At 67.9% G+C, this 20519-nt stretch carries 20 protein-coding genes; 13 read left to right on the top strand and 7 right to left on the bottom strand.

Annotated elements, in window-relative coordinates; genetic code table 11:
* Window positions 1-3: 3 nt before the first annotated feature.
* The 5 genes from B9C99_RS08340 to B9C99_RS08320 form a co-directional block, all read right to left on the bottom strand.
* Window positions 4-864, bottom strand: a complete 861-nt coding sequence (locus tag B9C99_RS08340; RefSeq protein WP_037190328.1) for an ABC transporter permease — start codon at window positions 862-864, stop codon at window positions 4-6.
* Between the two features lie 25 nt (window positions 865-889).
* Window positions 890-1654 carry an ABC transporter permease gene (locus B9C99_RS08335; protein WP_016692401.1) on the bottom strand — a complete coding sequence of 255 codons (765 nt, stop codon included), beginning with the start codon at window positions 1652-1654 and terminating at the stop codon, window positions 890-892.
* Window positions 1655-1773: 119 nt separating this feature from the next.
* Window positions 1774-3408: a long-chain-fatty-acid--CoA ligase gene (locus B9C99_RS08330; RefSeq protein ID WP_088897538.1), complete on the bottom strand. Its 1635-nt coding sequence runs from the start codon at window positions 3406-3408 to the stop codon at window positions 1774-1776.
* A 4-nt stretch (window positions 3409-3412) separates the two neighbouring features.
* Window positions 3413-4528, bottom strand: coding sequence for an acyl-CoA dehydrogenase family protein (locus tag B9C99_RS08325; protein ID WP_016692403.1), 1116 nt, complete (start codon window positions 4526-4528; stop codon window positions 3413-3415).
* 14 nt (window positions 4529-4542) lie between these two features.
* A complete protein-coding gene (locus B9C99_RS08320) occupies window positions 4543-5727 on the bottom strand; it encodes an acyl-CoA dehydrogenase family protein (protein WP_016692404.1) in 1185 nt (394 codons plus the stop codon).
* 132 nt (window positions 5728-5859) lie between these two features.
* Between B9C99_RS08320 and B9C99_RS08315 the strand changes: the two genes are divergently transcribed.
* The 12 genes from B9C99_RS08315 (at window position 5860) to B9C99_RS08260 (ending at window position 17553) form a co-directional block, all read left to right on the top strand.
* Window positions 5860-6045, top strand: coding sequence for a ferredoxin (locus B9C99_RS08315; protein ID WP_016692405.1), 186 nt, complete (start codon window positions 5860-5862; stop codon window positions 6043-6045).
* A gap of 133 nt (window positions 6046-6178) precedes the next feature.
* Window positions 6179-7105 (top strand): 3-oxoacyl-ACP reductase, encoded by a 927-nt coding sequence (locus B9C99_RS08310; RefSeq protein WP_016692406.1) that lies wholly within the window; start codon window positions 6179-6181, stop codon window positions 7103-7105.
* A 463-nt stretch (window positions 7106-7568) separates the two neighbouring features.
* Window positions 7569-8333 carry an ABC transporter permease gene (locus B9C99_RS08305; protein ID WP_006551898.1) on the top strand — a complete coding sequence of 255 codons (765 nt, stop codon included), beginning with the start codon at window positions 7569-7571 and terminating at the stop codon, window positions 8331-8333.
* Window positions 8334-8349: 16 nt separating this feature from the next.
* Window positions 8350-9198, top strand: a complete 849-nt coding sequence (locus B9C99_RS08300; RefSeq protein WP_026061170.1) for an ABC transporter permease — start codon at window positions 8350-8352, stop codon at window positions 9196-9198.
* A gap of 10 nt (window positions 9199-9208) precedes the next feature.
* Window positions 9209-10387: an MCE family protein gene (locus tag B9C99_RS08295; RefSeq protein ID WP_016692408.1), complete on the top strand. Its 1179-nt coding sequence runs from the start codon at window positions 9209-9211 to the stop codon at window positions 10385-10387.
* A 2-nt stretch (window positions 10388-10389) separates the two neighbouring features.
* Window positions 10390-11409 carry an MCE family protein gene (locus B9C99_RS08290; protein ID WP_088897537.1) on the top strand — a complete coding sequence of 340 codons (1020 nt, stop codon included), beginning with the start codon at window positions 10390-10392 and terminating at the stop codon, window positions 11407-11409.
* Window positions 11406-12464: an MCE family protein gene (locus B9C99_RS08285; protein ID WP_088897536.1), complete on the top strand. Its 1059-nt coding sequence runs from the start codon at window positions 11406-11408 to the stop codon at window positions 12462-12464. Before B9C99_RS08290 ends, B9C99_RS08285 begins: the two co-directional genes overlap by 4 nt.
* On the top strand, window positions 12461-13786 hold the full coding sequence (locus B9C99_RS08280; RefSeq protein WP_088897535.1) for an MCE family protein: 1326 nt from the start codon (window positions 12461-12463) through the stop codon (window positions 13784-13786). Before B9C99_RS08285 ends, B9C99_RS08280 begins: the two co-directional genes overlap by 4 nt.
* Window positions 13783-15000, top strand: a complete 1218-nt coding sequence (locus B9C99_RS08275) for an MCE family protein (RefSeq protein WP_088897534.1) — start codon at window positions 13783-13785, stop codon at window positions 14998-15000. The genes B9C99_RS08280 and B9C99_RS08275 overlap by 4 nt, the downstream gene beginning before the upstream one ends.
* A complete protein-coding gene (locus tag B9C99_RS08270) occupies window positions 14997-16409 on the top strand; it encodes an MCE family protein (RefSeq protein ID WP_088897533.1) in 1413 nt (470 codons plus the stop codon). The genes B9C99_RS08275 and B9C99_RS08270 overlap by 4 nt, the downstream gene beginning before the upstream one ends.
* Complete coding sequence (locus B9C99_RS08265; protein WP_016692414.1) at window positions 16409-16921, top strand: hypothetical protein; 513 nt, start codon at window positions 16409-16411, stop codon at window positions 16919-16921. Before B9C99_RS08270 ends, B9C99_RS08265 begins: the two co-directional genes overlap by 1 nt.
* Window positions 16918-17553 (top strand): twin-arginine translocation pathway signal, encoded by a 636-nt coding sequence (locus tag B9C99_RS08260; RefSeq protein WP_088897532.1) that lies wholly within the window; start codon window positions 16918-16920, stop codon window positions 17551-17553. The genes B9C99_RS08265 and B9C99_RS08260 overlap by 4 nt, the downstream gene beginning before the upstream one ends.
* A gap of 10 nt (window positions 17554-17563) precedes the next feature.
* On the opposite strand, the gene B9C99_RS08255 is transcribed toward B9C99_RS08260, so the two are convergent.
* Window positions 17564-19075 (bottom strand): trehalose-6-phosphate synthase, encoded by a 1512-nt coding sequence (locus tag B9C99_RS08255; RefSeq protein ID WP_016692416.1) that lies wholly within the window; start codon window positions 19073-19075, stop codon window positions 17564-17566.
* 85 nt (window positions 19076-19160) lie between these two features.
* Window positions 19161-19370 (bottom strand): hypothetical protein, encoded by a 210-nt coding sequence (locus B9C99_RS08250; RefSeq protein WP_016692417.1) that lies wholly within the window; start codon window positions 19368-19370, stop codon window positions 19161-19163.
* Between the two features lie 195 nt (window positions 19371-19565).
* Between B9C99_RS08250 and B9C99_RS08245 the strand changes: the two genes are divergently transcribed.
* Window positions 19566-20366, top strand: a complete 801-nt coding sequence (locus tag B9C99_RS08245; protein WP_088897531.1) for an alpha/beta fold hydrolase — start codon at window positions 19566-19568, stop codon at window positions 20364-20366.
* The last annotated feature ends 153 nt before the right edge of the window (window positions 20367-20519 follow it).

The raw sequence follows: 20519 nt of genomic DNA, 5'->3' as shown, positions 1-20519 counted from the left end.
TCCTCACCCCGCCAGGTGCAGCTGGCGGCTGCTGCCGTAGAGGACCAGGGAGATCAGCAGGGTCACCGTCACCACCGCGATGAGCGACATCCGCACCGCGCGACCCGTCGCGACACCGACACCGGACGGTCCGCCCGTGGCGGTGTAGCCGTAGTAGCTGTGCACGGTCATGACGACCACGGCCATGGTGATCGCCTGCCCGAAGGACCACAACACGTCGGTGGGACGCAGGAAGGTCGCGAAGTAGTGGTCGTAGACGCCGGGCGACTGGCCGAGCACCACGACGGTCGCGATGCGGCTCGACAGGAACGACGCCAGCACCGACAGCGAGTACAGCGGCACGACGGCGATCAGGCCCGCCAGGATCCGGGTGCCGACGAGATACGGCACCGACTTGATGGCCATGACCTCGAGCGCGTCGATCTCCTCGCTGATCCGCATCGCGCCGAGTTGCGCGGTGGTGCCGGCGCCGATGGTCGCGGCGAGACCGACACCGGCCGTCACGGGCGCGACGACCCGGACGTTGACGTAGGCGGACAGGAAACCGGTGAGCGCTTCGACACCGATGTTGCCGAGCGAGGTGAAGCCCTGAACGGCGACGGTCGCGCCGGCGAACAGGGTGAGGAAACCCATGATGGCGACGCTGCCGCCCACCATCGCGAGCACACCGGTGCCGAGACCGATCTCCGAGACGACGCGCAGTGTCTCCCGCGGATAGTGCCGGGCCGCTCGCACCGTCGAGAACAGCGCGCCGACGAGGAAGACGACCTGGCGCCCCAGGGTGTCGATGCTGCGCGAGATCCCATGGCCGACGCGGCGCACCACCTGCGCAGTCCGCCCGGTGGCCGCCCCCGTGACACTCATCGGCTCATCACCACGCTCATCGCGTTCACCGACCCATCACTGCGATACCGATCGAGGTGAGCAGCATGTTCGCGAGGAACAACGCGACGAACGCGAAGACCACCGTCTCGTTGACGGCCTCGCCGACGCTCTTCGGGCCGCCGCTGACCGAGAGTCCGCGATGGCACGCGATCAGGCCCGCGAGCAGACCGAAGACCGCCGCCTTGATCTCCGAGAGCAGCAGCTCACCGGGACCGACGAGCAACGTGACCCCCGCGGCGTACGCGCCGGGGTCGACGTTCTGGAGTGTCACCGAGAAGAAGAACCCGCCGATCAGGCCGATCGCGCACACCGCCCCGTTGAGCGTGACCGCGACGGCGGTCGACGCCAGTGCGCGCGGCAGCACGAGCCGGGCGGCGGGGTCGATGCCGAGTACCTCGAGCGCGGCGATCTCGTCACGGATGGTGCGGGAACCGAGGTCGGCGGCGATCGCGGTGGCGCCGGCCCCGGCGACGACCAGCACCGTCACGAGCGGGCCGATCTGTGTGATGGCGCCGAGCCCGGCGCCCGCTCCGCTCAGGTCGCCGGCACCGATCTCGAGCAGCAGCGAGTTGAGCGTGAACACGACGAGGACGGTGAACGGGACGGACATCAGGATCGTGGGCACGAGCGACACCCGGGCGATGAACCAGAACTGGGTGAGGAATTCGCGCCACTGGAAGCGGGAGCGGAACAGGGCGGTGAACGCGTCGAGGGACAGCGCATAGAAACCGCCGAGTGCGTGTGCGGTCGCGCGTGGCACCGATCCCATGAATCCTCGCTTCTTCCACGGTCGCATCGACGAAACCGCGTCCCGACCTCTCGGGTGCGCCGAACATACCCCAGGGTATGTAGAGCGGCAAGGGAGCGATCCCGGGTCCCGGGACGACGCTATCGCGCAGAAGTGCCGACGGAGGCGGGTTCGAGAAGGTGCACCAGTTCGTCTGACAACAGCCGGAATTCGGAATCACCACGTTCCCGGAGCCACACCGGATCGCTGCAGGACCAGCGTTCGGCAGCCAGGGAACGGGTCAGGACCTTGAAGGTCGCGGTGCGGGGGAACTCGCTGCAGACACGGATCAGACCGGGCATCTGCTTGGGTCCGAGATCGGTCTGCGCATCGAGGAAACGGGCGAACGCCACCGGATCGAAGTCGGAGCCTGCCGCCGGGATCACCGCGGCCATCACGCGGTCGCCGACGTTGCGGTCGGGCACCCCGTACACCGCGACCTGAGCGAAGCCCTCGTACCGCATCAGAATGCGCTCGATGGGTGCCGCACCGAGATTCTCCCCGTCCACCCGGAGCCAGCCCGAGCTGCGTCCGGCGAAGTAGACGAAGTCGTTCTCGTCCCGGTAGGCGAGGTCGCCGCTGTGATAGCGCCCGTCGCGGAGTCGTTCGGCGTCGGCCTCGGGATTGTTGTAATAGCCGTCGAACAGACCGGCGCCGCGCACGTTGACCAGTTCGCCCGTCGCGGCGTCGGCGTTGGTGATCCTGCCGTTCGCGTCGAACACCGCGGGAGGGCAAGGTCGCCCCGTCTCGGGGTCGAGGATCTCGATGCCCTCGGGAAGCCGACCGAGGGCGCCGGCCGGTGCGTCGGGTGCCGACGCGATCGCGATGCCGCCCTCGGTCGAGCCGAACCCGTCGACCACCCGCGCGCCGAAGCGCCGCGTGAACTCGGTGACGTCGGCGGCCGACGCCTCGTTGCCGTACACGATGCGCAGCGGGTTGTCGTGGTCGTCGGGCTGCTCGGGAGTCGCCACCACATACGACAGCGGCTTGCCGACGTAGTTCGCGAAGGTCACGCCGTAGCGGCGGACGTCGGAAAGGAAACCCGACGCCGAGAACCGGCGACGCAGGGCGATGCTGCCGCGCGCCGCGAGCCCGATCGACCAACCGGCGATCATCGCGTTGGAGTGGAACAGCGGCATCGACACGTACACGGTGTCGTCGGGGCCGAGACCGAACCGCGTGGCGAGCATCGTCGCGGGATCGGTGAACTTGCGGTGCGTGCACCGCACGGCCTTCGGGTCGCCGCTCGTGCCCGACGTGAAGATCAGCATGAACAGGTCGTCGGGGGAGGGCGCGGCAGTCTCCACGACGGTATCGGCGAACGGGGCGAGCATCGTCGTCCACTCCGGGGAGTCGACGTCGATCACCCGCACGTCGCCGAGATCCACACCGTCGAGCAGGGACGCATGGGCGGCCTCGGTGAACACGACCCGGCAGTCGGCGAGCGCGATGTCGCGGGCGAGCGCCGCGCCGCGCCGGGTCGTGTTCAGGCCCACCACCACCGAACCGGAGAAGGCTGCGGCGCCGAGCAGCAACGAGAACTCCGGGACGTTGTCCATGAGGATCCCGATGTGCTTCGGCGCCGGGCCGTCGAGCAGGTCGCGCAACAGTGCGGCGCGTCGCCGGGACTGCGCGACGTGCTCGCGCCACGACAGTTCGGTCTCCTCGAAGCGCAGACCCCGATCGTCGACGTCGGCGAGTCGTTCGAGCAGTTCGGTGACGGTGAGGGCGGTCATGCGATCAGGCCGGGACGTCGGCGAGTTCGCGTCCGAGCGCGCGCAACTGGTCGGTGGCGGAGCCGAGCAGGAACTCGTGGTGCTTGGCCGCGAGGAAGTAGCGGTGCACCGGGTGGTCCTCGTCGAGCCCGACACCGCCGTGCACGTGCACGGTCGTGTGCGCGACACGGTGTCCCGCATCGGCCGCCCAGAAGGCCGCGGTGCGCAGGGCGTCGTCGTGACGCTCACCCGAGGCCATGCGGAAAGCGGCCTGCCACAAGGTCAGTCGCACCGCCTTGACGTCGATGTAGGCGTCGGCGAGTCGCTGGGAGACGGCCTGGAAACTGCCGATCGGGCGGTCGAACTGGACGCGTTCGCGCGCGTACTGCGCGGTGAGCTCGAGCGCCTGTTCGAGGACGCCGCACTGGTAGGCGGCGGAGCCGAGCAGGCTGCGGTCGCGCAACCACGTCGCCACGGCGAGGCCGTCGGTGCCGAGGACACGGTCGGCCGGGAGCGCGACCTGCTCGAGGGTGACGATGCCGCGACTGTCGAAGTCGGTGGTCTGCTGGCGGGTGATCGAGACACCCGGATCGTCGGGTCGCACGAGGAACACCGCCACCGAGTCGCCGACGGTGGCCGGGACGAGGAAACCGTCGGCGACCGGCGCGGCGTCGACGACGATCTTCACGCCGTCGAGCACGTGCCCGTCGCCCGTGGCCTGCGCCCGGGTCGCGGGGGCCGTGGGGTCGGGGTTCAGTTCCTCGGCGAGCGCGGCGGAGAGGATCTGCTCGCCGGTCGCCGCGGGGCGTCCCCACTCGGCCTGCTGCTCGGCGGTGCCGAACTCCGCGATCGCCGACGCGCACGCGGCGATCGAGCCGATGTACGGAACGGCGGCGACGCCGCGGCCGAGTTCGCGCAGGATGCTCGCCTGCTCGAGCGGCCCGTACCCGTCTCCGCCGAGCGACTCGGGAAGAGCGGCGCCGAGCACGCCCGACGATGCGAGCGTGTCCCACAGGGTGCGGTCGATGCGGTCCTCGGAGGCGTCGAGTGTGCGCAGATGCTCGTTGGTGACGATGTCCGCGACGATGCTGCGGGTCAGTTCTGCGAGATCCTGCTGGGCCTCGGTAAGGGTGAAGTCCACGTGCGCGTCCTTTTCTAACGCTTGGCGGGCGGCTGGCCGAGAGCGGTCATCGCGATGATGTCGCGCTGGACCTCGTTGGTGCCGCCACCGAAGGTGAGGATGAGGGAACTGCGGTGCATGCGTTCGATCCGGCCGCGGAGCAGTGCGCCGGCCGAGTTCTGCCGCACTGTCGCCGCGGGGCCGAGGACCTCCATGAGCAACCGGTAGGCCTCGGTCGCGAATTCGGTTCCGAACACCTTGTTGGCGGAGGCGGCCTCCGGGCCGAGCGGGGTGGTGCCGGCGCTCGAGGCGATGTCCCAGTTCATCAGCTGCAGGTATTCGGCCTTGGCATGGACGCGTGCCAGATTGATCTGCACCCATTCCTGGTCGATCACCCGTCGCCCGTCGGGCAGATGCGTCTCCTGCGCCCAGCGCCGGACCTCGGTCAGCGCGGTGCGCACGGGACCGGCGGAGGTGAGCGCGACCCGCTCGTGGTTGAGCTGATTGGTGATGAGCGCCCACCCGCCGTCGACCTCACCGACGAGCGCGGACGCCGGGACACGCACGTCCTGGTAGTAGGTGGCGCTCGTGTCGGGGCCGGCCATCGTGTGCACGGGGGTGTACGAGAAGCCCGGAGCGTCGGTCGGCACGATGAAGACGCTGATCCCCTTGTGCTTCTTGACATCCGGGTTGGTGCGCGCGGCGAGCCAGACGTAGTCGGCGTAGGCGATCAGGCTCGTCCACATCTTCTGCCCGTTGATGACCCACTCGTCGCCGTCGCGCACCGCGGTGGTGCGCAGGGAGGCGAGGTCGGTACCGGCGCCGGGTTCGGAGTAGCCGATCGAGAAGTGCAGTTCGCCCGCGGAGATGCGGGGGAGGAAGAACTCCTTCTGCTCGTCCGTGCCGTAGTGCATGATCGTCGGCGCGACCGAGTCGATGGTGAGGAACGGCACGGGCGCGCCGGCGATGGCCGCCTCGTCGGTGAAGATCAATTGGTCCATCGCGGAACGGTTCTGACCGCCGTACTCCTCGGGCCACCCGAGAGTGAGCCAGCCGTCCTTGCCCATCTGCTGCACGACCTCGCGGTACACGTTGCCGGAGCCGTACTCCCCGGTCGTGGCCGCGAGCGCCTCGCGGCGCTCGGGTGTCATGATCTGTGCGAAATAGGCCCGCAATTCCTCGCGGAGGGCTTGTTGCCCAGGGGTGTAGGAGATGTCCACGAACGCTCCGTTTCGTCGCTGCGTGTCCCCGCGAATCGTCTCTGTGGGATCATCGCGAATCATTGCACAGAATTGGAACGCGTTCTAGTCTGGACGCGATCGGTCGGCGCGAATGTGAAACGAGGTCCCGGAATGGATGTCAAGGTCGACTTCGACCGCTGCGAAGCGAACGGCGTGTGTGTCGGGCTGGCGCCCGACGTCTTCGATCTCAACGACGACGACGAGCTGATCGTCACGCATCCCGTACCCGAGGGTAGTGAGGACGCCGTCCGCGAGGCCGTCGCCCAGTGCCCGCGTGCGGCGCTCGCCGAGGCGTGAGCGCCGGACGGTGACCGGCCCCGGCCCTTGTCAGGAAAAATAACAAGTTCTACATTTTCGGTGCCCCCGGGTCCTGGTGGGGAGAGTACCGGCGTACGGCCGGCAATCGGCCCGAATCTCGAGGAGTACGTGGATGAGTGCGGACGCCAACGGTGGCGTGGAGAACGACGATCGGGTGTCTCTCGAAGGACGGGTCGCCGTCGTCACGGGAGCCGGAGCGGGTCTCGGACGTGCCGAGGCGCTCGCGCTCGCGCGGGCCGGAGCATCGGTGGTGGTCAACGATCTCGTGGAGAACGACGCGGTGGAGGACACCCTCGCGCGGATCCGCGATCTCGGTGCCGAGGCGGAGTTCGTGCCCGGCAGCGTCGCCGAGCGTGAGACGGCCGATGCGATGCTCGCCGCGGCGCAGGGCAAGTTCGGCGGTCTCGACATCGTCGTCAACAATGCGGGCATCACGCGGGATCGGATGCTGCCCAACATGTCCGATGACGAATGGGACTCGGTGGTCGCCGTGCACCTGCGCGGTCACTTCCTACTCTCCCGCAATGCCGCGGCCTACTGGCGCGACCGGTCGAAGCAGGAGGGTGGACCGGTCTACGGGCGCCTGGTCAACACGTCCTCGGAGGCCGGTCTGCTCGGTCCGCCCGGGCAGCCCAACTACGGCGCCGCCAAGGCCGGCATCACCGCACTCACCCTCTCGGCCGCTCGTGGTCTCGAGCGGTACGGGGTCCGGGCGAACGTGATCTGCCCCCGCGCGCGCACGTCGATGACCGAAGCGGTCTTCGGCGACGCACCGGACGACGGCATCGATCCGCTCTCGCCCGACCACGTCGCGAATCTGGTCGCCTATCTCGCCTCCCCGGCGGCCGATCGCGTCAACGGGCAGGTCTTCATCGTCTACGGACCCATGGTGGCCCTGATGGCCGCACCGGTCGTCGAACAGCGTTTCGATGCCGCCGGGCAGTGGACCCCCGCCGCGCTCGCCGACGAGCTCGGCGGTTACTTCGCCGATCGTGACCCGGGCCGGACGTTCTCGGCCTCGGCGGCACTCGATCTCTAGTTCCGGCCCCCTGCTGTTCCCGCTCGGGGACAGCAGGGGTCCGTGTCTTCGCCCCCGGGCCGGATCCTGCAACCACGGGTGACGGACACCGGGGATTCCGGTAGCGTCACGCCCACTCGGGCCGTTCCTCCGGCTCTCGCCGGACCCCGCATTTTCGTCTGGTACGTGTTCTAGTTTTTCCCTCCTGCGACGACCCGATCGGGTCGTGACGGCTTCTCGTGCCGAGGCGGTCGAGCTCGGAACCGGCGTCGAAAATCTCACCGAAACCCCAGCGTAAAACCACTTATGAGCGTGTCGATGCGCGTCGGTCGACGCCCGTGTGTCCGTTCGGACGGAAATGGATCGAGATGCCCCTCGGCGGATCTTTGACAGGTGAACACGTTCTAGTTACTATGACCCGGGTCACAGCACACGCCATCGATCGGCCGCGCGCCGACGACGTGAGGATCGAAGGGGGCACACGATGGTAGACCTCCTCGAGGTCCCCTTACGGGCCGTCGGCGGACTGTTCGCCATGACCGGCGAGACCGCCCGGGCGGCCTTCCGTCGCCCCTTCCAACGGCGCGAGTTCATCGACCAGGCATGGTTCGTCGCCCGCGTCTCGCTCGTGCCCACCGTGCTCGTCGCGGTGCCGTTCACGGTCCTGGTGAGCTTCACCCTCAACATCCTGCTCCGGGAGATCGGCGCGGCCGACCTCAGTGGAGCGGGCGCGGCCCTCGGCGCGGTGACGCAGGTCGGTCCCATGGTCACCGTGCTCATCGTCGCCGGCGCCGGTGCCACCGCGATCTGCGCCGATCTCGCGGCGCGCACCATCCGCGAGGAGATCGACGCGATGCGTGTGCTCGGCATCGATCCGATCCAGCGTCTCGTCGTGCCCCGGGTGCTCGCGTCCACCGTCGTCGCCCTGCTGCTCAACGGTCTCGTGTGCACGATCGGCATCCTCGGCGGGTTCGCCTTCTCGGTCTTCCTCCAGGACGTCAACCCCGGCGCGTTCATCAACGGCATCACCCTGCTCACCGGCTTCGGAGAACTGATGATCTCCCAGGTCAAGGCGGGGCTGTTCGGCATGATCGCGGGGCTGGTTGCGTCCTATCTCGGTCTCAATGTCAAAGGTGGAGCGAAAAGTGTCGGCGACGCCGTCAACCAGACGGTCGTGTTCGCGTTCATGGCGCTGTTCGTGGTCAACCTCCTCGTCACGGCCGTCGGCATCAAGCTGACCGCGGGATGAGGGGAGCGGAGATTTCATGGCAGTGATGTCCTGGCGCTTCCCCCGTGCGGTTCGGCGCATGTCACGTGCGTCGTCCACGGTGGACCGGGTGGGGGAGCAGGCGCTGTTCTTCGGGCGCGCCCTCGCGACGGTCCCCCGGGCGCTGATGCACTACCCCAAGGAGACGGTCCGTCTGGTCGCCGAGATCAGCATGGGCACCGGCGCACTCGCCGTCATCGGTGGCACCGTCGTGATCGTCGGGTTCCTGACGCTCTTCACCGGCGGCATCATCGCCGTGCAGGGCTTCAGCTCCCTCGGCAACATCGGCGTCGAAGCGCTCACCGGCTTCTTCGCGGCCTTCATCAACGTGCGTATCGCGGCCCCGACGATCGCCGGTATCGGACTGGCGGCCACCATCGGCGCCGGCTCCACCGCCCAGCTCGGCGCCATGCGTGTCTCCGAGGAGATCGACGCGCTCGAGACCATGGCGATCCCGTCCATCCCGTATCTGGTGTCCACACGCGTGCTCGCCGGGATGATCGCGATCGTCCCGCTGTACTCGCTCGCCGTGATCGCCTCGTTCGTCGCCAGTCGTTTCGCGACGGTGGTGCTCTACGGCCAGTCGGCCGGCGTGTACGACCACTACTTCACGACCTTCCTGATACCCACCGACATCCTGTGGTCGTTCGTCCAGGCCATCGTGATGGCGATCGCCGTGATGCTCATCCACACCTACTACGGTTTCACCGCAGGTGGCGGCCCCGTCGGTGTGGGTGTCGCGGTCGGCAACGCGGTGCGGGCCTCGCTCGTCGCGGTCGTCACCGTCACCCTGCTCATCTCGCTCGCCGTCTACGGCGCGACCGGCAACTTCAACCTGTCGGGATAGGGCGCGCGACATGGACACTCCTTCGTGGAAGAAGAAGCTCGCCGCCTTCGGTCTCGTGGGCGGCCTCGCCGCGATCGTCGCGGTGGCACTGACGATGTTCGCCGGTGGATTCACCTCGACGGTCCCGCTCACCGTCACCTCACCCCGCTCCGGTCTGGTGATGGAGCCCGACGCCAAGGTGAAGATGCGCGGCGTCGAGGTGGGCCGCGTGGCGTCGATCGAGCACACACCCGCCGGCGCGGTCCTGCATCTCGACATGCAACCCGGGCAGATGCAACTCATCCCGTCGAACGCGCGGGTGGCGATCGAATCCACCACCGTCTTCGGTGCCAAGTTCGTCGACATCGTCGTCCCCGACGATCCGTCCTCCGTGCCGATGCAGGAAGGCGCCGTGATCGCGGCCGACAACGTCACCGTCGAGTTCAACACCGTCTTCGAGCACCTGTCCGACGTGCTCGCCCAGATCCAGCCCGAGAAGCTCAACGCCACCCTCGGCGCGTTGTCGGAGGCGCTCAACGGACGCGGCGACGCCCTCGGCGCCGCCCTGTCCGAGGCCGATGCGTATCTCGCCGAGATGAATCCGTCGCTGCCGCAATTGCAGGCCGACCTCGTCTCGGCCGCGCAGGTCACCGACGTCTACGCCGACACGGCACCCGACCTCATGACCACGATCGGCAACGCCACCGACGTCGGAAACACCGTCGTCGACGAACAACAGCAGCTCGACCTGCTGCTCATGAACCTCACCGGTCTCGCGAACACCGGACGGGACGTCCTGGGGGAGAACGAAGCACAGTTGACCACCGCACTCGACAGCCTGAGCCACACCACCGGCCTGCTCGGTGAGTACTCGCCCGAACTGACCTGCTTCATCGTCGGTCTCAACGACGCCCGGGTGGCGTTCGAACCGATGGCCGGCACCGGCGAGTACGCGGCCCTGACCCTGAGCACGAGCTTCATGGGTGGTGCCACGCCGTACAACGACGCCCAGGATCTGCCCGTGGTCGGCGCGAGCGGCGGACCGAACTGCTGGGGTCTGCCGAACTTCGACCCGCGCCGCGACGGTCACGCACCGTTCGTCGTGACGAACACCGGTGAAACGCCCTACAAGCCCGCAACGGAGGCCTGGATCCGCTACCCGACGATCTTCCAGTACCTGTTCGGCGACCATCTCGCAGGCGGGCGGTGACCATGAGAGCGACCACCGTCAAGTTCCTGATCTTCGCCGTCACGATGGCATTGATCTTCGCCGGGCTCGCCGTCGTGTTCAGCCAGGCACGGTTCACCGGCACCGAGAACTACCGGGCCACCTTCACGGACGTCTCCGGTCTCGGTGCCGGCGACAAGGTCCGCATCGCCGGGGTGCAGGTCGGCTCCGTGAAGAAGGTCGACATCGGCCGCGACAACACCGCCGAGATCGAGTTCGACGTGGACGCGAAGCACACGCTGTTCACCGGCACCCGCGCCACCGTGCGGTACGAGAACCTCGTCGGCGACCGGTATCTCGAACTGCTCGAAGGCGCCGGCAGCGTCGACGTCCTGCCCGCCGGTGGCAGCATCCCGATCGAACAGACCGAACCGGCCCTCGACCTCGACCTGCTCCTCGGCGGGTTCAAGCCGCTGCTGCAGGGCCTCGACGCGCAGCAGGTCAACGACCTCTCCGGAGCACTCTTGCAGGTCTTCCAGGGTCAGGGCGACACGCTCGTGTCGCTGCTGGGGAACACCAACTCGTTCACCAACTCCCTCGCCGACCGCGACCAGCTGATCGGCGACGTCATCGACAACCTCAACGCCGTCCTCGGCACGATCGACGATCACGATCGCGAGTTCGAGAACACGATCGAACAGCTGCACACCCTGGTGGGCGGGCTGTCCGCCGACCGTGATCCCATCGGCGCGTCGATCCCGCAGATCGCTACCGGCACTGCGGATCTCGCCGCACTGCTGCAGAACAACCGGCCCGACCTGCAGACGGTCATCGCCGAGACGAACCGCACCATGACCCAGCTCGACCTCGGCAAGGACGACATCAACCGCACGCTCGAACGCCTGCCCTCCGATTACAAGAAACTCATCCGCGTGGGTGCATACGGAAACTTCTTCCAATTCTTCCTCTGTGCCAATACTTTCAAGTTCTCCGGACCGGACGGCACCACCATCCGGTACACCACGGCGAACCACGACACGGGAAGGTGTGCGAAGGTCGAATGAGTGCACCTCGTGACCCCAACTACATCCGGACGGGCATCATCGGCCTGGCCGTGTCCGCCGCGATCGTGCTCGCCGGTCTGCAGTACGACCAGCTGCACTTCCTCTCCGGTGGCCTGAGCTACTCGGCCCGTTTCCAGGACGCCGGAGGTCTCGTCCCCGGCGACGACGTCATGCTTGCCGGCGTGAACGTCGGCGACGTCACCGACGTGCGGCTCGACGATCAGGCCGTGCTGGTCACCTTCCGCATCCGCGACGGTATCGGGCTCGGCGACACCACCGGTGCCGACATCAAGACCAACACCGTTCTCGGCCGGAAATCCTTGGCGCTGCGCCCCGGCGGCGAGGGCGTGATGCGCCCGGGCTCGGTGATCGCGCTCGAACGCACCAATTCGCCGTACTCGCTGACCGACGCTCTCGGCGACCTCACGACGTCGGTTTCCGAACTCGACACCGACCGGATCAACGAGTCGCTCGACGCGTTGTCGCAGTCGCTCGAGAACACCCCACCCGAGATCCAGGGTGCCCTGGAGGGCATGACCCGCCTGTCGCAGTCGATCAACGCCCGCGACGAATCGCTGGACCAGCTGCTCGAACGCGCCGAGGGCGTGACGAGCATCCTCGCCGAGCGCAGCGACCAGGTCAACGCGCTCATCGTCGACGCGAATGCGCTGTTCGGCGAGCTGAGTCTGCGCCGCGACGCCATCACCGAACTGATCGCGAACATCTCGTCCGTCTCGCGTCAGCTCACCGGCCTCGTGCAGGACAACCAGGCGCAGATGGCACCGACGCTCGAGAAGCTCAACCTCGTGACGGCCAACCTGCAGGCGAACAAGGAGAACATCGCCGGCGCACTCGACGGTCTGGGCCCGTACATCAGCGCACTCGGCGAATCCGTCGCCAGCGGACCGTTCTTCAACGCCTATGTGTCCAACATCCTGCCGGCACCGTGGTGGAAGGCCGTGGTGGACAGTCAGGTCGCACCCGATCTCCTCCCTGAGGATCTGCAGGACGTGATCCCGGACGAACCCCCGACGATCAAGAGGGACGGCGAATGAGTACCGATACCGCCGCAACGACCCGGCGGCGCCCACCCTGGCTGATGGCGGCGATCATCGGTGCCGTCGTCGTGCTCGTGCTCGGCGCCCTCGCCGTGTTCGTCCTGCCGGACCTCGGCAAGCGCACCATCCACGCCGAATTCGCTTCCACCAGCGGCCTGTACGAGGGCGACGACGTGCGGGTGCTCGGAGTGTCGGTGGGACGCATCAGCGACATCGAACCCCGCGACGACCTCGTGCGCGTGACGATGCAGGTCGACAGCGGCGTCGAGATCCCGTCCGACGCGAAGGCCGTCGTCATCGCGCAGAGCCTCGTCTCGGCGCGTTTCGTCCAGCTCACCCCGGTCTACTCGGGTGGTCCGACGATCGAGGACGGCACCACGATCCCGATGCAGCGCACGGCCTCTCCGGTCGAATGGGACCAGATCAAGACCGAACTGATGCGGCTGTCCGAAGCACTCGGTCCCGAGGAACTCGACCCGCAGGGATCCCTCGGCCGGTTCATCGACACCGCGGCCGACAATCTCGAGGGCAACGGGCAGACCGTGCGTGCGACGCTGCGCGAGTTGTCGGACACCATGCGCACGCTCTCCGAGGGGCGCACCGACCTGTTCTCGACGATCCGCAACCTGCAGACCTTCGTGTCGGTCCTCTCGTCGAGCAACGAGCAGATCGTGCAGTTCGGAGGTCGTCTCGCGTCGGTCTCGGACGTGCTCGCGCAGAGCTCCGACCAGCTCGGGGTCTCGTTGTCCGAGTTGAACATCGCCGTCGGCGACGTGCAACGGTTCGTGCAGGACAACCGCGCCGGTCTCACCGAATCGGTGCAGCGACTCGCCGACGCGACCGAGGTGCTCGCCCGCAAGCGACCCGAGATCGAGCGGGTGCTGCACTCGGGCCCGACCTCCCTCGCGAACTTCTACAACATCTACAAGCCGGCGCAGGGTTCGCTCACGGGCGCACTCGCGATCAACAACCTCGCCAACCCCGTGGAGTGGATGTGCGGGTCGGTCGCGGCCGCCGCCAACGCGACCTCCGAACGCAGCGAGGAACTGTGCCGCCAGCAGCTCGGACCGGTGCTGTCGTCCATCAACGCCAACTACCTTCCGCTGCTGGTCAACCCGCTCGCCGGTGTGCAGGCCTTCGACGGCGACATCGTCTACTCCGAACCCTGGCTCGAAGGGGCGTCGGAAGGACGCGGCACCGCACCCGGTCCGTCGCTGTCGGAAGCGGCGTCGCCGCTCGACGGGATCCTCGGCGGCCTGCCGTCGCTGCAGGTCCCGCAGGATCTCGGTTCCCTGCTGCAGCCGGGAGGAGGACGATGACCGGCCGATCGATGTTCCGCCGCCTCGGCGTCGCGGTCACCGCCGTCGCGGTGGGCACGACACTCACCGCGTGCGAGTGGGGTGGGCTCAACTCGATTCCCATGCCCGGCACCGCCGGACGCGGAGAAGGCGCCTATCAGGTGCAGATCGAGATGCCCAACGTGACGACCCTGACCCAGAACTCGCCCGTGCGGATCGACGACGTCACCGTCGGGTCGATTTCGGGGATCGAACTCGACGGCTGGCACGCGCTCGTGACGGTCTCGCTCGACGAAGGCGTGATCGTTCCGGCCAACTCGCTCGCCCGGATCGGGCAGACGAGTCTGCTCGGATCGCAGCACCTCGAACTGATCCCGCCTGTCGGCGAACCCCCGGAGGGCCGGCTCGAGGACGGCGACGTCATCCCGCTCGAGCGCGCCGGTGCGTATCCGACCACCGAACAGACGCTCTCGTCGTTGTCGGTGGTGCTCAACGGTGGTGGACTCGCGCAGATCAACGACATCACCACCGAGTTGAACGCTGCGCTCGTCGGCCGGGAGGACTCGATCCGGAACCTGCTCCCGCGCCTGGACGAACTGGTGTCCACCCTCGACACGCAGCGCGGCGACATCATCGCAGCGCTGGAGGGCATGGACCGTCTGGCGGCGACCGTGAACGACCAGAACGCGACACTCGTCCGGGCTCTCGAGGAACTGCCGCCCGCGATCGAGGTCCTGGCCGATCAGCGCTCGAACCTCACGGCCGCGATGAGTTCGCTCGGCGAGCTGAGCACCGTGGCCAGCCGGGTCGTGGAGACCTCGAACGATGACCTGAAGGCGAATCTCGAGGGGCTCGCACCGACGTTGAAGGCGCTGGCCGATTCGGGCAGTGCCCTGACCGAGGTGCTCGGTGTGCTGCTCACCTATCCCTTCCCGCAGGCGGGCATCAACAACATCATCCGCGGCGACTACGCGAACCTCGCGATGACGATCGACCTCAGTCTCGAACGTCTCGACCTGAACTTCCTGTCCGGGACGCCGCTCGCGGGACGTCTCGCGGGTCCGGAGGGGATCCTCGGCCGCGACGCGGGACTCGCTGCGCAGGCGACGGATCCGTTCCGTGCACCGCTCGAACCGCCACCGCCACCACCGCCCGGTCCCGAAGGGAAACTGACGATCCCCGGCATCGGTGAGATCACCATTCCCGGCCTTCCCCTGGGGGTGCCCGCACCATGATGCTCACGCGGTTCGTCCGCATCCAGCTCACGATCTTCGCGATCCTCACGGTCCTCGGACTCGTCGTGATGTCGCTGATGTACGTGCGGCTGCCCGCCCTGTTCGGGGTCGGGCGGTACGAGGTGGTCGTCGAACTCCAGTCGACCGGCGGCCTGTACCCGCATTCGAACGTCACCTACCGCGGCAACACCGTCGGCACCGTCCGGAGCGTCTCGCTGTCGCCGGTGGGCGTCGAGGCGAAGTTGTCCATCGACAGCGACGCGAAGATCCCCGCCGACGTCGACGCGGCCGTGCGCAGCGTGTCGGCGGTCGGCGAACAGTACGTCGATCTCGTGCCCCGGGCCGACGGCTCGGGCGGCGAACGTCTGGCCGACGGCGACGTGATCCCGATCGACCGCACGACGGTGCCTCAGGAGGTCGGTGCCCTGCTCGACCAGGCCGACGTGCTGCTCGCCTCCATCGGTGACACGCGACTGCAGACGGTGGTCGACGAGGCGTTCGACGCGTTCAACGGCTCCGGACCCGAACTGCAGGAACTGATCGACTCGACGCGCCTGTTCGTGCAGGAGGCCTCGGCGAACAGCGCCGAGACACGGCAGTTGATCGATCAGATCGGTCCGCTGCTCGACACGCAGGTGGTCACGAGCGACGCCATCCGGTCGTGGACACGCGACATGGTGACCTTCACCGATCGTCTGCGCGAGAGCGATCCCGACCTTCGTGCCCTGCTCGACGTCGGGCCGGGTGCCGCCGCCGAAGCCGAATCGTTGCTGCAGGACCTGAAACCGACGCTGCCGCTGCTGCTCGCGAATCTGGTGAGCGTCGGCGAGGTGGGCGTCATCTACAACGCCGGCATCGAGCAGATCCTGGTGCTGTACCCGCCGATGACGACGGCCCTGATCACCGCGGCCGGCGACGGCCCACCGGAGGACGGTGCCGTGGTGGACTTCCATCTGCAGCTGCACGACCCGCCGCCGTGCCTGGCCGGTTTCGTGCCGCCGGAACAGTGGCGCAGCCCGGCCGACACGTCCATGGTCGACACCCCGGGCGACGTCTTCTGCCAACTGCCGCAGGACTATCCGAACGCGATCCGCGGTGCCCGGAACCTGCCGTGCATGGAGTACCCGGGCCGTCGCGCACCGACGCCCGACATGTGCCGCACCGGATACAGCCCCACCTACTCGGACAATCCGTGGACCGGGCCGCCCACGCCGGTGGCCTCGGAGAACGTCGCACCCACACCCGCCTCCTACGGCGGGGGAGACGACACGGCTCCCGCCGGGGTCGCGGCGCGACGGATCGATCCGCAGACCGGGACGTACATTGGTCCCGACGGCACCGTGTACACGCACGCCGATCTCGGTGGAGATCGGAGCTTGGAGAGTTACATGAAGGCGCAGCAGGGCTGATGGCAGACGAGATCGACAAGAAGACGAAGCCGAGATGGGCCAAGCCGGTCGCGATCATCGCGTCCGTGCTGGTGATCGCACTCGTGGCGGTCGGGGCCTGGCTCATCGTCGACCGGCAGTCCGCGAACGAACGCGACGAGCGTCGGGAGGCGTACCTGCAGGCCGCGCGGCAGACGGTGCTCAACCTGACCACCATCAACGCCGACACCGCCGACGCCGACGTCGCGCGTCTGCTCGAAGGCGCGACGGGTGATTTCAAGGCCGAGTTCGAGGGCCGCGAAGGACCTTTCGTGGAGGTCGTGCAGCAGGCCGGTGTCGACACCACCGGTGAGGTCCTCGAGGCGGGGATCCAGAACGAGGACGGCACGTGCGCGTCGTCGCTCGTCGCCTCCCGCGCGATGGTGAGCAACGCCGACCAGACCGAACCCGAAGCGCGCGACTTCCGTCTGCGGGTGACGATCTGCGACGAGAACGGCAGATTGTTGGCGTCGAAGGTGGAGTTCGTGCCGTGACCGACGAGAAGGACGATCGCGTGACGCTCGACAAGACCGACGAAGCCGTGTCCGGCACTGTGGCCGACAAGACCGAGGAGACGGGCGGATCCACCGCCGCCGAGGCCTCGGCCGCCCCCTCGGTCCCGGACGCGACTTCGGATCCGAAGGCCTCGTACCTGCCGCACATCGCAATCGGATTGTCGATCGTGGCACTGGTTTTCGCGGTCCTGGTGGGGTGGCTCGCCTACGGCACCGTCCAGCAGTCCGCCGCCGAGACGGCGCGGACCGACGCGCGGGTCGCTGCGGAGGAACAGGCGGTCGCGATGCTCGCCTACACCCACGATCAGGTCGATGCGCAGACCGAGGCCGCCGCGGAGGGCCTCACCGGCGACTTCCGCGACGAGTACACGAATCTGATGAAGAACATCATCGCGCCGGGCGCCAAGGAGAAGGCGATCAGCGTGCAGGTGAGCGTGCAGGCGTCGTCGGTGGTCTCCGCCGACGCCGACAGCGCCGTGACCCTGCTGTTCCTCAACCAGATCACGACGAGTTCGGAGAACCCCGAAGCGGTGAGCAGCGGCAGTCGCGTGCGCGTCGAACTCGAAAAGCAGGACGGGCGTTGGCTCGTCAGCCGGCTGACGCCGATCTAGGAGAGAGCCGTCAGGTGGGGTCGGGTTCGCCGGCCTCACCCGGCGCGATCAGCGCGCGCCCGGCGGCATTGGTGTTGGCGAGAGTGTCGAGGAACGAACGGGCCCAACGGTCCACATCGTGCGTGAGCACCTGACGGCGCAGCGCACGCATCCTCTTGCGGCCGTCCTCACGCGGCACCTCGATCGCGGCCTGGATCTTGTCCTTGACGTCCTCGAGGTCGTGCGGGTTGCACTGGAACGACTGCCGCAGTTCGGCTGCGGCACCGGTGAACTCGCTGAGCACCAACGCGCCGCCGAGATCGCTGCGGCACGCGATGTACTCCTTGGCGACGAGATTCATACCGTCGCGCAAGGGGGTCACGAGCATGACGTCGGCCGCGACGAAGAACGCGATGAGCTCGTCGCGGGGGACCGGCCGGTGGATGTAGTGCACCACCGGACGCCCCACCTCGGCGTACTCGCCGTTGATGCGGCTGACCGTCCGCTCGATCTCGCCGCGCATGTGGACGTAGGAATCGACGCGCTCCCGGCTCGGGGTCGCGAGCTGCACCATCACGGTGTCCTTCGGGTCCATGCGACCTTCGGCGAGGAGTTCGTGCACCGCATCGAGCCGCACGTCGATGCCCTTGGTGTAGTCGAGCCGGTCGACGCCGAGCAGGATCTTCTTCGGGTTGCCGAGTTCCTTGCGCAACGCCTTGGCACGATCGCGGATCGCCTTGCTGCGCGACTGCTGGTCGAGCCGGCCCGATTCGATGGAGATGGGGAAGGCACCGACGCGCACCGAGCGGAAGCCGACCTGGACCACGCCGAGCTTCGACCGGATACCGATGTTGCCGCGGGAGGTCTGGGCCCCTGCCAGACGTCGGGCGAGATACAGGAAGTTCTGGGCACCACCGGGGAGGTGGAAGCCGATGAGATCGGCGCCGAGGAGGCCCTCGACGATCTCGGTGCGCCACGGCAGCTGCATGAACAGCTCGATCGGCGGGAACGGGATGTGCAGGAAGAAGCCGATCGTCAGATCGGGGCGGAGCATCCGCAGCATCTTCGGCACCAGCTGCAGCTGGTAGTCCTGGATCCAGACGGTCGCGCCCTCCGCAGCGGCCTTCGCGGTCTCCTCCGCGAAGCGGCGGTTGATCTCGACGTAGGAGTTCCACCATTCGCGCCGATACTCCGGGCGCACGATCACGTCGTGGTAGAGCGGCCACAGCGTGGCGTTGGAGAACCCCTCGTAGTAGTCGGCGATGTCCTCGGTGCTCAACCGCACCGAGTGCAGGGTCAGACCGTCCTCGACGATGACGCCGGACTCGGCGTCGGCCACACCGGCCCAGCCGACCCAGGCGCCGTTGTTCGAACGCAGGATCGGCTCGAGCGCGGTGACGAGGCCGCCCGGACTGCGCTTCCAGCGGGTGGTGCCGTCGGGAAGCCGTTCGAGGTCGACCGGCAGGCGATTGGCGACGACCACGAAGTCCGACCCGGCGTGCGAGTCGTGGTTCCCCGCTGCGTCCGCTTCGCCTGCTGTCACGTTGTGGTCCTCTTTCGGGGCCGGTGCCGTCGCCGGCCCGGCAGGGTGGGTGCCGTCACCGGCACCGTGGTGGGTGTCGTGCTCGTCAGTGCTTGTCGCTGGGACCGATGCCGAGCATCGACAGCAGCATGCGGCACTCGTCCGCATTCTCTGCGTAGGCGGCGACGACTCGCTGCGCCTGTCGTGCGGTTTCGTCGGCGACGGGTTCGAGATCCTCGTCGGCGATGTCGTTCGCGGTGGTCGGGTCCGCGGCCATGATGTCCTCCCGGGGTCGCTGCTCTGTGCGAGCACGCATCGTCCTTCGACTCTAGGAGAATCGGACAGCTCGCCGCCACCCGCCTTCCGAGGTCGGTCCTGGCACGGTCCTGCACGTCTACGTCGCGGTACCGTAGGACGGTCGTGCTGTAGGTACACCGTGTGTGTTTCCGGTGCGCGACGTCACGGCGCCGACCCGCGGCGCACAACCGCGCTCTCGTCGAGGAAGGTATTCATGCCCATTGCCACCGTGAACGGCATCCCGCTGAACTACCAGGTCAAGGGAACGGGCGATCTCGTCGTCCTCATCATGGGAACGGGTAGTCCGGGGCGCGTGTGGGATCTGCACCAGGTGCCCGCGCTCGTGAAGGCCGGCTACCGGGTCGCCACCTTCGACAACCGCGGCATCGCACCGTCGGGCGAGAGCCTCGGCGGCATGACCATCGACGACCTGGTGAAGGACACTGCCGGCCTGATCGAACTGCTCGGCGGTCCCGCCTACGTGATCGGTACGTCGATGGGTGCGCGTGTCGCGCAGGAGTTGGCGCTCGCCCGTCCCGACCTCGTCCGCAAGGCCGTCTTCCTGGCCGGCCACGCCCGCATGGACCAGTTCCAGCTGACGCTCACCGAGGGGGAGCGGCAGCTCTACGACAGCGGAGTCGAACTGCCGCCGAAGTACCAGGCCGCCGTCACGGCGGTGATGAATCTGTCGCCGGCCTCGCTGGCCGACGAGCACACCGCCCGCGACTGGCTGGACGTCTTCGAGTTCAGCGGCGGAAAGGTGTCGGCGGGCGTGCGCGTGCAGCTCGGCATGGACCGGGAGTTCGATCGGCGCGCGGCCTACCGGAGCATCACCGTGCCGTGCCTGGCCGTCGGGTTCGCCGACGACCGGATGATCCCGGCCTATCTGTCGCGCGAGGTCGCGGACGCCATTCCGGGTGCGCGCTACGAGGAGATCCCGGACGCCGGGCACTACGGCTATCTCGAGCGGCCGGAGGCGGTCAACAAGATCCTGGTGGATTTCCTGGCTTCGTAGGGGAGTCCCCTCGCAGGGGAAATCGGCAGGCGGGCGCGGTGGAATCGGTCACGATCCACCGCGCCCGTCGTCTGCGAAATGCGACGAAGGTCCCTGTGATCCGGGAGATCGGGACGTCCCGCGGACCGTCGGGCACTGGTACGCTCACCGAAC

Source organism: Rhodococcus sp. BUPNP1, from assembly GCF_002215235.1.
Lineage (GTDB): Bacteria > Actinomycetota > Actinomycetes > Mycobacteriales > Mycobacteriaceae > Rhodococcus.
This window is presented reverse-complemented; position numbering and strand designations above follow the sequence as displayed.

What these genes read in the sequence shown, in the direction of transcription:
- B9C99_RS08340 (WP_037190328.1), bottom strand. Translation starts at nt 864, where the DNA reads ATGAGTGTCACGGGGGCGGCCACCGGGCGGACTGCGCAGGTGGTGCGC.
- B9C99_RS08335 (WP_016692401.1), bottom strand. Translation starts at nt 1,654, where the DNA reads ATGGGATCGGTGCCACGCGCGACCGCACACGCACTCGGCGGTTTCTAT.
- B9C99_RS08330 (WP_088897538.1), bottom strand. Translation starts at nt 3,408, where the DNA reads ATGACCGCCCTCACCGTCACCGAACTGCTCGAACGACTCGCCGACGTC.
- B9C99_RS08315 (WP_016692405.1), top strand. Translation starts at nt 5,860, where the DNA reads ATGGATGTCAAGGTCGACTTCGACCGCTGCGAAGCGAACGGCGTGTGT.
- B9C99_RS08310 (WP_016692406.1), top strand. Translation starts at nt 6,179, where the DNA reads ATGAGTGCGGACGCCAACGGTGGCGTGGAGAACGACGATCGGGTGTCT.
- B9C99_RS08305 (WP_006551898.1), top strand. Translation starts at nt 7,569, where the DNA reads ATGGTAGACCTCCTCGAGGTCCCCTTACGGGCCGTCGGCGGACTGTTC.
- B9C99_RS08300 (WP_026061170.1), top strand. Translation starts at nt 8,350, where the DNA reads ATGGCAGTGATGTCCTGGCGCTTCCCCCGTGCGGTTCGGCGCATGTCA.
- B9C99_RS08295 (WP_016692408.1), top strand. Translation starts at nt 9,209, where the DNA reads ATGGACACTCCTTCGTGGAAGAAGAAGCTCGCCGCCTTCGGTCTCGTG.
- B9C99_RS08290 (WP_088897537.1), top strand. Translation starts at nt 10,390, where the DNA reads ATGAGAGCGACCACCGTCAAGTTCCTGATCTTCGCCGTCACGATGGCA.
- B9C99_RS08285 (WP_088897536.1), top strand. Translation starts at nt 11,406, where the DNA reads ATGAGTGCACCTCGTGACCCCAACTACATCCGGACGGGCATCATCGGC.
- B9C99_RS08280 (WP_088897535.1), top strand. Translation starts at nt 12,461, where the DNA reads ATGAGTACCGATACCGCCGCAACGACCCGGCGGCGCCCACCCTGGCTG.
- B9C99_RS08275 (WP_088897534.1), top strand. Translation starts at nt 13,783, where the DNA reads ATGACCGGCCGATCGATGTTCCGCCGCCTCGGCGTCGCGGTCACCGCC.
- B9C99_RS08270 (WP_088897533.1), top strand. Translation starts at nt 14,997, where the DNA reads ATGATGCTCACGCGGTTCGTCCGCATCCAGCTCACGATCTTCGCGATC.
- B9C99_RS08265 (WP_016692414.1), top strand. Translation starts at nt 16,409, where the DNA reads ATGGCAGACGAGATCGACAAGAAGACGAAGCCGAGATGGGCCAAGCCG.
- B9C99_RS08250 (WP_016692417.1), bottom strand. Translation starts at nt 19,370, where the DNA reads ATGCGTGCTCGCACAGAGCAGCGACCCCGGGAGGACATCATGGCCGCG.
- B9C99_RS08245 (WP_088897531.1), top strand. Translation starts at nt 19,566, where the DNA reads ATGCCCATTGCCACCGTGAACGGCATCCCGCTGAACTACCAGGTCAAG.